Here is a 13,080-nt window from a genome sequence, read left to right on the forward strand (position 1 = left end):
TACAACATTGTCTGTTAGCGCCCTCTCAAGAACCGCAGAATTGCGGGTAAAAACGCCCGAAGTCGGGCCCACCCCACATACAAGGTAAAGCGCAATGCTCATTGAATTTCTGATCAATGCATTTGCCATGCTGTTTGTCACCATTGACCCTATTGGTCTGGCACCGATTTTTCTGGCCGTAACCGCCGGGGCAAGCAGTGTTGAGCGCCGTCAGATCGCGATCAAAGCCGTGATCATCTCTGGCGTCACGCTCCTGGCATTCTTCTTTGCCGGACGCCAGCTTCTGGAAGTTCTCGGCATCTCTCAAGCGGCCTTTAAGGTTGCGGGCGGCCTTCTGCTCTTCATCATTGCAACTGAGATGGTGTTCGAACATCGCCAGAAGCGTAAAGCTGAAAGCGCCGAAAAAGTGGTTGAGCAGGAAGACCTATCTCAAACGGCAGTGTTCCCGCTGGCTATTCCTCTCATTGCAGGTCCGGCAACCATCTCTGCCATCATCCTGCTTGCGGGCCAGGCACCGGGCTTCACAGGCCAGATGAGCCTGATCGCAGTCCTCCTTTCCGTGCTTGCACTAAGCTTCTTCGTATTCCTGCTGGCAGCGCGCATCGACAAACTGCTCGGCTCAACTGTTCAGCTGATCATCACCCGTCTCTTCGGCGTGATCCTTGCGGCCCTGTCCGTTCAGTTCGTCGCAGACGGCATCTTCTCGCTGATCGAGATGCACTCTTAAAACAGCTTTGCGCCCGCAGCACTTGTGGGCGCACCCTTCCCGAAAATGAGATAGGACTTGAAGTCCAAAATCCCCTTCGTAAAGTCACCCTTGTATTTTATGGAGGATTCGAATGGCTGCCCACGGCTCCAAGAAAGTCATTTTCGCCGCCCTTGCTGGCAACACACTCATTTCAATCACCAAGTTTGGCGCCGCAGCTTACACCGGCTCAGCCGCAATGCTGTCCGAAGGCATCCACTCCCTTGTCGACACAGGCAATCAAGGCCTCTTGCTGCTTGGCATGAAGCGCGCAGAAAAGCCCGCTGACGAAAAACACCCATTTGGCTACGGCTCCGAAATCTACTTCTGGGCTTTCGTTGTCGCCATCATGATCTTCGCGGTCGGCGCTGGCATCTCGCTTTACGAAGGCATCCAGAAGATCATCCATCCGCATCCACTCGAATCCGCATTTGTCGCTTATGTGGTTCTGGGCCTTGCCATCATCTTCGAAGGCTGGGCCTGGATGGTCGCGTTCAAAGAATTCCAAAAAACCAAGGGCAAACGCCCGTTCATGACAGCGGTGCGCGACAGCAAAGACCCAACCGTCTTCACCGTTCTGTTTGAAGACACCGCCGCAATGTTGGGCCTTCTTGTTGCCCTTGGCGGCATCTGGGGCGCTCAAACTTTTGGTATCATTTGGCTAGACGGTGCAGCATCAGTCATCATCGGGCTTATCCTTGCAGGCACAGCCTTCGTGCTCGCCCTTGAAACCAAAGGCCTCCTCATCGGCGAAAGCGCCTCTGACGAGCTCGTAGCATCCGTTCGCGAGATCCTGAACGCACCATCAGCCATCAGAGGTGTCAACGAAATCCGCACATTGCACCTTGGCCCGAATGACGTTCTTCTTGCAGCATCTCTGGACTTTGAAGACGCTCTGACGGCAGGCGCCGTTGAGGAAGTCATCTTCTCGCTGGAAGACACAATCAAACGCGCGCACCCCGTGATCGGACGCGTCTTTCTGGAAGTACAGGCCGCACGTGACCATCAGATTCTTGAGGGCGAATAATCAAGACCAATTCTTTTGCATAGAGATCCGGCAGGAAGCACTCTATGAAACACACCTATTTTGAGAGTCTTGGAGCAGACAATGACCATACTTGTAACAGGCGGCTGCGGATATATTGGAAGCCATATGACGTGGTGCCTTCACGATGCCAAAGAGGACTTCGTTGTCATCGACAACCTGTCCACTGGCTTTGACTGGGCAATACCGCAGAGCGCTAAGCTTTACGAAGGTGAGATCACAGATCTTGATCTGCTCCAGACGATTTTCCGCAATCATGATATCACGGCAGTTATTCACTTCGCCGGCTCAATTATTGTACCAGAATCCGTCTCTAACCCATTGAAATACTATAACAATAACACAGCTGCTTCACGCACACTGATTGAAGCGTGCGTGAAGAATGACATCAAGCACTTCATCTTCTCTTCTACAGCTGCTGTTTATGGGGATCCGGAAGTTATTCCGGTTTCTGAAGATGCCCCCCTAACCCCCTTAAGCCCTTACGGCACTTCAAAGCTTATGACAGAGCTCATGCTGCGCGACACCGCCGCCGCGCATGACTTCAAATACACCGCATTGCGCTACTTCAACGTGGCAGGAGCCGACCCTGAAGGCCGTACAGGCCAATCAACCAAAAACGCCACCCATTTGATCAAGGTTGCCTGCGAAGCAGCGCTTGGCAAGCGCACTCATCTCGGCATTTTTGGCGATGATTTCGACACTCCCGACGGCACCGGTGTGCGTGACTACATCCACGTGTCCGACCTCGCAAGCGCGCACTATCTCGCCCTCAAGCGCCTGCGTGATGGCGGCGACAGCATCGTCATGAACGCTGGCTATGGCGACGGCTATTCCGTACTGCAGGTGATTGATGCTGTGAAAGCTGTCTCCGACGTCAACTTTGAAGTCAAACAAGAGCCACGCCGCGCCGGCGACTCTCCAAAAGTGGTGGCCGACAACTCCCGGATTATGAGCAACTTGGATTGGAAGCCACAGTTCGATGATCTGCCGACAATCGTGAAGCACGCGCTGGACTGGGAAAAGAAGCTCCAATTCAGAAACAGCCTCTAACAAAAATGCCGACTGAAACTCTCAGTCGGCACCCCTTCTATTTCAGAAAACCCAGGCATCCTTATGGAATGCGAACAACCCGATCTCCGGGCTTAATCCCAAGCTCAGCAGCACGACCTGCCAGAACCTCCAGAACATATTTTGCAGGCAATCCAGAAGGGATAATCTCCTCAGAGAACGGAACCGTGTTCGCTGCGATGCTCTTAATCTTGTAATCAGAGCCAATAAAAATGATATCGAGCGAAGTCGGTGTGTTTTTCATCCAGAAGTATTGAAGACCCGATTGCGGAAAAATAAACAACATTCCCTGATCCGGCTTCAGATCAGTCCGCCCCATCAGTCCCTGCGCTCTGTCATCAGCCGTCTCGGCCACCTCAACCTGAAACTCATGTGTCCCGTTATCGCTACGAACCTCAACCGTTTCAGTTCGCATACCTGCTGAAAACGCTGTTGTCACACCCATTAATAATACTAGAAAAGCTAATCGAAGAACCGTCATACCGCTCGCTCTGAACCTCTTTTCTTTAAGCTTTGAGGCAAAGAAAAACCCTTGGCAAGTCACCAAGGGCTTGAAATCGGCAAATCTCAATATTGTGATCTGATCAAACAGATCTCTTTAGTGCGATGCTGGAATATGTGTGCCATTTCCAACAGGGCGAACCTCTGCAGCCATCTTGCCTTTTGGACCATCCCCAAAGCGCACCTGAACCTTCTGGCCTGGACGCAACTCAGTGATACCAAAGCGGCGCAGAGTTTCCATATGAATAAAGATATCTTCCGTGCCTTCACCGCGTGTCAGGAAGCCAAAGCCTTTGACACGGTTAAACCACTTCACCTCAGCCTCAACAAAGCTACCCTCTGGCGTGACCTGAACATGAGTGCGGGATGGCGGCAGCTGTGACGGATGAACCGCATAGCTTTCATCCATGGAAAGAATGCGCATCGCCTGCAAACCACGTGGACGATTTAAGACCTCACAAACAACGCGAGCCCCCTCATAGGCAGTCTGATACCCGTCTCTGCGCAAGCATGTAACATGCAGCAAGACGTCAGGCAGATCGTCTTCCGGCTCTACAAAACCATAGCCTTTCCCAATATCAAACCACTTGATTGTTCCTGCTACCTGAAGAACATCTAAGGCTGTATCGTCAACCAGGTCCTCGACAGAGCCTACCTGAGGCGCCGTTTTTACCACCATGATGAATGCCCCGAAATTTGCCGCATCTGAAATGTAGCGTCCATTTCGAACCGAACGCCACTTGATTCCACGAAAAGAATATCATCACGCCCGACGCCAAGAAGGTAAAAAATTAACAAAGAGCTAAATGATCCCCCATTGATTTGGTTAGTGTTGTCCTATCAACACCATTTACCTGAAGTTTGGAGGGGGTATAGCTAACACTACTGAAGATTTTATCCCATGAAACCCCGTGTTACTTTCGAAAGCCCACCACTTCATCGGATACACACTACTGCGAAGCGTACCTTGTATATTCCCAAATCAGAAATACTAGGCACCCTTTCCCTTTATCATTTTTCACGCTAGCTTCGCTCAACTTCAACCTCCGCTGGCTCCTGTTCTGAGAGCCACCCCTATAAGAAAGAGTTCGACATGCGTTATCTGCACACCATGGTCCGGGTCAAAGATCTGGATGAGTCACTTAACTTCTACTGCACCATTTTCGGACTGGAAGAAGTACGCCGCCACGAAAGTGAGGCAGGCCGTTTCACATTGGTGTTCCTTGCTGCACCTGAAGATAAAGAAGCCTTCAACGCTTCTTCTGCTCCTGCGCTGGAACTGACTTATAACTGGGACCCGGAGGAATACACCGGCGGCCGCAACTTCGGCCACCTCGCCTATGAAGTCGATAACATCTATGAGACCTGCGAAAAACTGCAGGCGGCTGGCATCACCATCAACCGCCCACCACGTGACGGCCGCATGGCATTCATCGTTTCTCCAGATGGCATTTCCATCGAACTGCTACAAAAAGGCGGAAATCTTGAGCCAGCCGAACCATGGCTCTCCATGGGCAACACCGGAAGCTGGTAATCCCAGAGGATCTGATGCAGCGCCTCAATCAGCATTGAGGCGCTGAAATCAAAGCATAATTAAGAAAAGTATATGCCATCCTCATATTTGTGGATTGTTTGAATTATAAAATTTTAAGCACTAGACATTATCCTAGTGAAAACCTATAAGCCTCCTCACACAGCGCGCCGCACGGCGAAAACGCTGTAGAGTGCGCCCATCGTCTAGCGGTTAGGACGCCGCCCTTTCACGGCGGAAACAGGGGTTCGATTCCCCTTGGGCGTGCCATTTCTCTTCCTTACATTGTGATAAGATCTGCAAGCAAATGGCTTCGTCTGCATAAATGCATACAAAGCGTCTCTGCTCTAGCGACCTCCTACCCTGCAAGTCTAACTCTATCAGCTCCCAAGCTGAGAGAAGCTGCGCACTCTCATAAACTGCGGCTAACAAAAAAGCCCGGCAATGAGCTCGCACTCACACCGGGCCTTAAAGAATATCGCGCTTGGCTTAGAACGGGATTTCGTCGTCCATTCCGCCGCCGAAACCGCCGGATGGAGCCTGTCCACCGCCGCCGCTTCCGCCGAAGCCACCGCCCTGGTTGCCACCGCCACCAAAGCCACCGCCCTGGTCGTAGCCACCACCGCCGCCGCCAAAGCCGCCGCCGGACTGACCACCCTGGCCACCCATACCGCCGCCTTCACCGCGACCATCAAGCATGGTCAGCGTAGAATTGAAGCCCTGCAGAACAATCTCGGTAGAATACTTGTCCTGACCGCTTTGGTCCTGCCATTTGCGGGTCTGCAGCTGACCTTCGATGTAAACCTTGGAACCTTTGCGCAGGTATTGCTCAGCAACCTTTGCAAGGCCTTCATTAAACACAACAACGCGGTGCCATTCAGTACGTTCACGACGCTCGCCGCTGTTGCGATCACGCCAGCTTTCGGAAGTCGCGATGCGCAAGTTGACGATCGGACGACCATCCTGCGTACGGCGAATTTCCGGATCTGCGCCCAAGTTTCCAACCAAAATGACTTTATTGACGCTACCGGCCATTGAATTACTCCTAAATCTGAACCAACTCATAGCTGAGCAGGTTAAGTTGGCAAGTAACCTATGCTCCGCGCTCTACAAATCAAACAGGCTTTCGCAAAAGCGGCCTCGGTTGTCCACATTTCCGAGGCTTTCCCTTTGAATATCAGGCGTCAGGAAGCAAGGCTCTCCACTCGTTCTATATTTGTTCCAGTACAATGCCTTGTGAAACCGCCAAGTTCAACTCTCAATTTTTCTAAAGGACAATTTTCCGAGAGCGAACTCAAAAAGGCTTGCTCCTTAAAATTGTTCCGTTTATGTTCCACCTGATTTCCAGCGCACATTCTCCTTCATTTTGAGGATCGCGCCTTGACCTGTTTTGCTTTTTATATGCGAACTCGGCATCCGTGATAAAGGACAGTTCCATGGCGAAGTCGCCAACACATGACATCGAAAACAATTCCACGCGCGCTGATCTAATGAAGCAGATTACTGTACGCGGCGCACGCGAACATAACTTGAAAAATGTGGATCTGGACCTTCCACGCGATAGCCTGATCGTCATGACCGGCCTGTCCGGCTCAGGCAAATCCTCCCTCGCCTTTGACACCATCTACGCTGAAGGGCAGCGCCGCTACGTTGAAAGCCTGAGCGCTTACGCCCGCCAGTTCCTTGAAATGATGCAGAAACCGGATGTTGATCAGATCGACGGCCTGTCTCCAGCCATCTCCATCGAGCAGAAGACGACCTCCAAAAACCCACGCTCCACCGTGGGCACGGTGACTGAGATCTACGATTACATGCGCCTTCTGTTTGCGCGTGTTGGCATCCCATACTCCCCGGCAACCGGTCTTCCGATTGAAAGCCAGACCGTCTCTCAGATGGTCGATCGCGTCTTGATGCTGGACGAAGGCACACGCCTTTACCTGCTGGCCCCAATCGTGCGTGGCCGCAAAGGGGAGTATAGAAAAGAGCTCGCCGAGCTCATGAAAAAGGGCTTTCAGCGCGTCAAAATTGATGGCGAGTACTACGAAATCGCTGATGCGCCAGCACTGGATAAGAAATTCAAGCACGACATTGATGTGGTCGTTGACCGTGTTGTCGTGCGTGAAGACATGACTGGCCGCCTCGCAGATTCTCTGGAAACAGCTCTGGAACTGGCCGAAGGCCTGGCAACAATTGAGTTTGCCGATCAGAAGGACGAAAAAGGCAAAGCCAAGCAAATCGTCTTTTCAGAAAAGTTCGCCTGCCCGGTCTCCGGCTTTACGATTCCTGAGATTGAACCGCGTCTGTTCTCATTCAACAACCCGTTCGGCGCCTGTCCGACCTGTGACGGTCTGGGCACCAAACTGGCGTTTGAAGCTGAACTTGTTGTGCCGGATCAGTCCTTGTCTTTGCGCGGCGGCGCAATCCTGCCGTGGTCCAAAACCGGTTCCACCTCTCCTTATTACACCCAGACCTTGGAAGCGCTGGCCAAGCACTACAAACAGCCAATGACCAAAGCCTGGAAGGAACTGCCAGAAGATTTCCGCAATGCGGTCCTGTTTGGCACAGGCAAAACCAAAGTGCAGTTCGTCTATGATGACGGCACCCGTTCCTACAAAACAGAAAAGCCGTTTGAAGGCGTCGTCGGCAACATCGAACGCCGCTGGCGTGAAACCGATTCCCAAATGGTGCGCGATGAGCTGTCCCGTTACCAATCCGACCACGCCTGTGACGCCTGCAATGGCTACCGCCTAAAACCAGAAGCGCTGTGCGTGAAGATTGCAGACCGCCACATTGGCGAGATCACCGCACTCTCCATCAAAACAGCACACGACTGGTTCTCCAGCATCGAAGAGAAGCTCTCAGACAAACAGAACGAGATCGCCTATCGCATCCTGAAGGAAATCCGTGAGCGCCTGAAGTTCCTCAATGACGTTGGTCTTGAGTATCTCTCCATGGACCGCTCCTCCGGCACCCTATCAGGTGGCGAAAGCCAGCGTATCCGTCTTGCATCTCAGATTGGTTCCGGCCTCACCGGCGTTCTTTATGTTTTGGACGAACCATCCATCGGCCTCCACCAGCGCGACAACGCACGTCTGCTGGAAACGCTGAAACACCTGCGTAATCTGGGCAACACCGTCATCGTGGTTGAACACGACGAAGACGCCGTTCTCACAGCTGACCATGTGGTGGATGTGGGACCGGGCGCTGGTATTCATGGCGGCCAGGTGGTTGCACAAGGTACACCAGAAGAAGTGATGGCCAACCCTGCCTCTCTCACTGGTAAGTACCTTTCCGGCAAAATGAGCATCCCGCAGCCGGATGAGCCACGCAAGATTGACAAGAACCGTCAGATCAAGGTCTTCGGCGCCCGCGGCAACAACCTGAAAGAAGTCGACGCAAGCATCCCGCTTGGTACATTCAGCTGTGTGACAGGTGTGTCCGGCGGTGGCAAATCCACCTTCCTGATCGATACCGTCTACAAGGCAACCGCTCGTCGCCTCAACGGTGCGCGCGACAACCCTGCTCCGCATGACCGTATCGAAGGTCTGGAGCGACTGGATAAAGTCATCGACATCGACCAGTCTCCAATTGGCAGAACCCCACGCTCTAACCCGGCCACCTACACCGGCGCCTTCACGCCGATCCGCGAGTGGTTCGCAGGCATGCCGGAAGCAAAAGCACGTGGTTATGCGCCAGGCCGCTTCTCCTTCAACGTGAAAGGCGGACGCTGTGAGGCATGTCAGGGTGACGGTGTCATCAAGATTGAAATGCACTTCCTGCCGGATGTGTACGTCACGTGTGATGTCTGTAAAGGCAAACGCTACAATCGCGAGACGCTGGAAGTTCAGTTCAAAGGAAAATCCATTGCAGATGTTCTGGATATGACTGTTGAGGAAGCAGCTGGCTTCTTCTCCGCCGTGCCATCCATCCGCGATAAAATGGAAACCCTCGCCCGCGTTGGCCTCGGCTACATCAAGGTTGGCCAACAGGCAACCACTTTGTCTGGCGGTGAAGCGCAGCGCGTGAAACTGGCAAAAGAGCTTTCCAAGCGCTCCACAGGCCGCACGCTTTACATTCTGGATGAGCCAACAACCGGCCTGCACTTCCATGATGTCGCCAAACTGCTCGATGTTCTTCACGAACTCGTAGATCAGGGCAACACGGTGCTTGTGATTGAACACAATCTGGAAGTGATCCGTACTGCCGACTGGATTCTCGACCTTGGTCCAGAAGGCGGCGATGGTGGCGGCACCATCGTGGCAACCGGTCGCCCAAGGGACGTTGCAGAGGTGCCGGAAAGCTATACCGGTCAGTTCCTCAAAGAACTGTTTGATCGACGAAGCGCCAACAAACTGGACGCAGCAGAATAGTTATCCAAAGGCCGGGCACTGTCCCGGCCTTTTCTTTTGCACATTTTGCGCACGCAGAGCCGCTCACCTCACTCCAATGGCATAAGTTGCCAATGCACGCACCTTTGTCTGCGACATCGGCTCAAAGCGCCTTACTCCTTGAAATATGATTAAATTTTTAGCTCTAAGTGCCTGAAAACCGGCCTTTCAGCTTTTCAGGTATGCAGATTTGTGCCGCAGATCACAAAATTGCTGCGACGCACAATCGCACTTCTTGGCATTTATGTCGTTTTGAGGAGTGTTAGCGCCATCATTCGCCACAATGCCATGCATTTTTTGCATATCGGACATGCGAAATGATGTGATGCACAATCGGAAAGTCTTTTGTATAAATCAACTCAAGGCCGCTGAGGAACTCCTCCCAATCAAACCTCGGCAGCCTAACATACAATCCTCAAGTGGCACCTCCTCCCAAGCCGCTTGATGGTTTCAAAACAGAGATTTCCTCCCAGTTCTCTGTTTACTAGCTTCGCCCGTCGTTCCTCCCATCGACGGGCGTTAGCTGTTTTAGGGCCCTGTTTTTCACTGATCGCCCAGACGACTTCCCAATCAGCACACAATAAAGAAAAAGCGCACCAGCTGTGCTGATACGCTCTCATTCTTTTGCTCTCAGTTTTGAGAGTGAACCAGACTTACTTGGTCACTGGCTTCACCAGATCCGCACTGGTCATCGTCAACCATCTGGACATGTGCAAAATGTCCGGCGGTTCACCGTTACTCAAACGCCAGCTGTCCACCACCCATGGAATATCTGTTGTCGTGTCAACAACAACAGCAGACGCATGCGGGTATTTGCCATCAAAGAAGAAGCCACGGGAAGCCGGACGCGCCACGCGGTGGTACTTCAACCACCCTTGTGAACCTGCATAAGCCAGCAGGCTGGTGGTGTTGGTCGCCTCATCAATGCAATCCATCTGCCCGCGGACATTGCCGTTGCTCATGTCCAGCCCGCCAATATCGTTGGAAGAGCCAACCACGGGGCCCACACGCTTTTCCTGCCACTGCACTGCCTTGGAAATTGCCGCGCGCTCTGCTTCAGGACTACGACTGCCCCGCTTCAGGATGGCGCGAAGGCGGCGCTGGTCTTTCTGGCTAAAGGTGACAGCAGTTCGATACTCGCATCCAAACCCATGGCAGATGTAAAGTGTGTCACCCTTATTTTCGATACCGCCCATCTGGGCATACCAGGTGCTCGTCGGCCGATTAATCTGGCTCATGCAGGCACTTAGCCCAACTGCAGCAATTGCAAGCACTAAGCCCCGAGAAACCTTCTTGAATTTCTTATTTGAAAAATACATGTGTTTATGTGAATCACTTTGCACAACCATGGAAGATTGATGGCCTAAATGATTGAACTGAGCAAGTTCAGAGGCTAAGCAATTCGCAAGCGATAAACACTTAGGCTTCCATGGACGCTTTAGCGCAACAGAAGCCCAGTCGATTGGATAGGAAATGACGAAGCAACCCATACACGTGGTTGGTGGCGGCCTGGCAGGCTCCGAAGCAGCATGGCAGATTGCAGAAAAAGGCCTCAAGGTCGTTCTGCACGAAATGCGCCCGACCCGTGAGACCGACGCTCACAAAACAGACGGCCTGGCAGAACTGGTGTGCTCCAACTCATTCCGTTCTGACGATGCCGAAAACAACGCCGTTGGCCTGCTCCATGCAGAACTGCGCGCAGCTGGCTCTTTGATCATGAAATCAGCAGATGCCAACAAGGTACCTGCGGGCGGCGCTCTGGCCGTGGATCGTGATGGTTTCTCCGAAGCAGTCCAGGCTGCACTGGAAGGCCACGAGAACGTCGAGATCATCCGCGAAGAAGTGACTGAGATCCCGTCAGCTGACAACGGTCAGGTTATCCTGGCAACCGGCCCGCTGACCTCCCCAGCACTGTCCGAGCAGATCCTGAAAGCAACCGGCGAAGACTCCCTCGCCTTCTTTGATGCGATCGCACCTATCATCCACACTGAGTCCATCAACATGGACAAGGCGTGGTACCAGTCGCGTTACGACAAAGTTGGTCCGGGCGGCACTGGCAAAGACTACATCAACTGCCCGATGGACAAAGAGCAGTATGAAGCCTTCATCGACGCGCTGATCGGCGGCGAGAAAACATCTTTTAAAGAATGGGAAGAAAACACCCCATACTTCGACGGCTGCCTGCCAATTGAAGTCATGGCAGAACGTGGTCGCGAAACTCTGCGCCATGGCCCAATGAAGCCAATGGGTCTGACCAACGCGCACCAGCCAGACATCAAGGCCTACGCTGTTGTTCAGCTGCGTCAGGATAATGCTCTGGGCACGCTTTACAACATGGTTGGTTTTCAGACCAAGCTGAAGTACGGCGCGCAGTCCGAAATCTTCCGCATGATCCCAGGCCTGGAAGATGCTCAGTTCGCCCGCCTTGGCGGCCTGCACCGCAACACCTTCCTCAACTCACCACGTCTGCTGGATGAGCAAATGCGCCTCAAGGCTCTGCCACATGTGCGCTTTGCAGGTCAGATCACTGGGTGTGAAGGTTATGTTGAATCCACCGCTGTTGGCTGCATGACTGGCCTGTTCGCAGCCCATCAGGCTCTTGGCACGGACATCGCACCACCACCTGCAACAACCGCTTGCGGCGCGATCATCAACCACATCACCGGTGGCCACATCGATCGTGAAGATGGTTCAGGCCCACGGTCTTTCCAGCCGATGAACATCAACTTCGGCCTACTGCCTCCTCTGGACGAAATGCCAAAGCATCCGGAAGGCAAGCGTCTGCGCGGTAAGGAAAAGACCCGCCTGAAAAAGCAGGTCATGGCCAAACGTGGTCTGGATGACTTCAAAGCTTGGGTTGCGACCGTTTAAAGAGCAAGCACCTAGCACAAGATACAAAGAAGGCCGGAAATTCCGGCCTTTTTCTATTTGCGGGACAATCTGGCAAGACGGCGCGATGTGCGCCACATATGCCACATCCGCCGAATATGCGGTGCGCCACCACAAACCTGCAGCGGTTCAAAGCTGTCCTTGTCCGCCTCATTGAAGAATAGTTCCACCTGAAACACCGGCAAAAACGCTGGCAGAACAGACTTATCGATCCCCTCAAGAGCCTCTTCACAGTCATCCAGATGCTTCCGGCTCAGCTCCACCATTTCCTCAAACACAGCCCAGACACCATCATCAGACCGATTGCCTTTCAAAGCACTCGGATCCACATCGTGCCGCTCCAGAACTTCCTTCGGAATGAACTGCTGCTGGCGGGAGGCCTGCCATGCCAATGTCTGCATCAGGCCAGACATGGCATAAGCCACACCGCCGTGCCCACACGCATCAGAGACCTGACGATCCGCCGGCTTCCCACTCAGGATCATGGAGGCAAGCAGAACCAGCGCAGAACTGGTCTCACCGCAATACCCTTCCAGATCATTCACTGTTGGCATCGGGTCAGAGTAAAGATCAAACCGGCGCGCTGAGATCAGATTAAGGAACGGCTCGCGCGGCAGTTTATGATGTTCGATGGTCTCGATGATCGCCTGCGCCACCGGATTATGCATCACATCACCGTGGTCCGTGCCACTCAACGCATCATGCCACCATTGTAGCCGGATCTCACCGGGCATCGGCTCATTCACCAGCTCACGGATCCGCGCAATCTCACAGGCAAACGCATAAAGCGCAATCAGACTCGGGCGCGCAGTGATCGGCGCATAAAGCGTGCTCAGATACCGCTCATAAGAGAAGCGTTTTACGAAGTCATTGCAGTAGTTATAGGCCTGGCTCATAGCTGGGTCCCATG

11 protein-coding genes and 1 tRNA gene are annotated in these 13,080 nt (G+C 53.1%); 7 read left to right on the top strand and 5 right to left on the bottom strand.

Features of this window, described 5'->3' with window-relative positions; genetic code table 11:
- Positions 1 to 94 precede the first annotated feature (94 nt).
- The 3 genes from AC3CB2_RS06040 to galE all read left to right on the top strand — a co-directional run bounded on the left by AC3CB2_RS06040 (position 95) and on the right by galE (position 2,843).
- Positions 95 to 727, top strand: a complete 633-nt coding sequence (locus AC3CB2_RS06040) for a MarC family protein (protein WP_008546602.1) — start codon at positions 95 to 97, stop codon at positions 725 to 727.
- Between the two features lie 112 nt (positions 728 to 839).
- Complete coding sequence (locus AC3CB2_RS06045; RefSeq protein ID WP_352930077.1) at positions 840 to 1,772, top strand: cation diffusion facilitator family transporter; 933 nt, start codon at positions 840 to 842, stop codon at positions 1,770 to 1,772.
- A gap of 81 nt (positions 1,773 to 1,853) precedes the next feature.
- Positions 1,854 to 2,843: a UDP-glucose 4-epimerase GalE gene (gene galE, locus AC3CB2_RS06050; RefSeq protein ID WP_352930074.1), complete on the top strand. Its 990-nt coding sequence runs from the start codon at positions 1,854 to 1,856 to the stop codon at positions 2,841 to 2,843.
- A 61-nt stretch (positions 2,844 to 2,904) separates the two neighbouring features.
- On the opposite strand, the gene AC3CB2_RS06055 is transcribed toward galE, so the two are convergent.
- On the bottom strand, positions 2,905 to 3,306 hold the full coding sequence (locus AC3CB2_RS06055) for a DUF192 domain-containing protein (RefSeq protein ID WP_352930071.1): 402 nt from the start codon (positions 3,304 to 3,306) through the stop codon (positions 2,905 to 2,907).
- A 153-nt stretch (positions 3,307 to 3,459) separates the two neighbouring features.
- Positions 3,460 to 4,041 carry a cold-shock protein gene (locus AC3CB2_RS06060; RefSeq protein WP_008546686.1) on the bottom strand — a complete coding sequence of 194 codons (582 nt, stop codon included), beginning with the start codon at positions 4,039 to 4,041 and terminating at the stop codon, positions 3,460 to 3,462.
- 414 nt (positions 4,042 to 4,455) lie between these two features.
- Between AC3CB2_RS06060 and AC3CB2_RS06065 the strand changes: the two genes are divergently transcribed.
- Both AC3CB2_RS06065 and AC3CB2_RS06070 read left to right on the top strand, forming a co-directional pair.
- Positions 4,456 to 4,896: a VOC family protein gene (locus AC3CB2_RS06065; protein WP_352930068.1), complete on the top strand. Its 441-nt coding sequence runs from the start codon at positions 4,456 to 4,458 to the stop codon at positions 4,894 to 4,896.
- Positions 4,897 to 5,088: 192 nt separating this feature from the next.
- Positions 5,089 to 5,163: transfer RNA gene (locus AC3CB2_RS06070), tRNA-Glu, on the top strand.
- Between the two features lie 219 nt (positions 5,164 to 5,382).
- Here the strand turns inward: AC3CB2_RS06070 and AC3CB2_RS06075 are convergent.
- The gene (locus AC3CB2_RS06075; protein WP_014285775.1) at positions 5,383 to 5,928 is read right to left on the bottom strand and encodes a single-stranded DNA-binding protein; all 546 of its coding nucleotides are present in this window, start codon (positions 5,926 to 5,928) and stop codon (positions 5,383 to 5,385) included.
- Positions 5,929 to 6,329: 401 nt separating this feature from the next.
- On the opposite strand from AC3CB2_RS06075, the gene uvrA reads away from it, so the two are divergent.
- Complete coding sequence (uvrA, locus tag AC3CB2_RS06080; RefSeq protein WP_352930063.1) at positions 6,330 to 9,263, top strand: excinuclease ABC subunit UvrA; 2,934 nt, start codon at positions 6,330 to 6,332, stop codon at positions 9,261 to 9,263.
- 671 nt (positions 9,264 to 9,934) lie between these two features.
- On the opposite strand, the gene AC3CB2_RS06085 is transcribed toward uvrA, so the two are convergent.
- Positions 9,935 to 10,519, bottom strand: coding sequence for a hypothetical protein (locus tag AC3CB2_RS06085; protein ID WP_352930060.1), 585 nt, complete (start codon positions 10,517 to 10,519; stop codon positions 9,935 to 9,937).
- Between the two features lie 235 nt (positions 10,520 to 10,754).
- Between AC3CB2_RS06085 and trmFO the strand changes: the two genes are divergently transcribed.
- On the top strand, positions 10,755 to 12,152 hold the full coding sequence (gene trmFO, locus AC3CB2_RS06090; RefSeq protein WP_352930058.1) for a methylenetetrahydrofolate--tRNA-(uracil(54)-C(5))-methyltransferase (FADH(2)-oxidizing) TrmFO: 1,398 nt from the start codon (positions 10,755 to 10,757) through the stop codon (positions 12,150 to 12,152).
- Positions 12,153 to 12,205: 53 nt separating this feature from the next.
- Here the strand turns inward: trmFO and AC3CB2_RS06095 are convergent, their stop codons facing one another.
- A complete protein-coding gene (locus AC3CB2_RS06095) occupies positions 12,206 to 13,066 on the bottom strand; it encodes a phytoene/squalene synthase family protein (RefSeq protein WP_352930056.1) in 861 nt (286 codons plus the stop codon).
- Positions 13,067 to 13,080: the final 14 nt, after the last annotated feature.

The sequence above is a fragment of the Pseudovibrio sp. SCP20 genome (assembly GCF_057774105.1).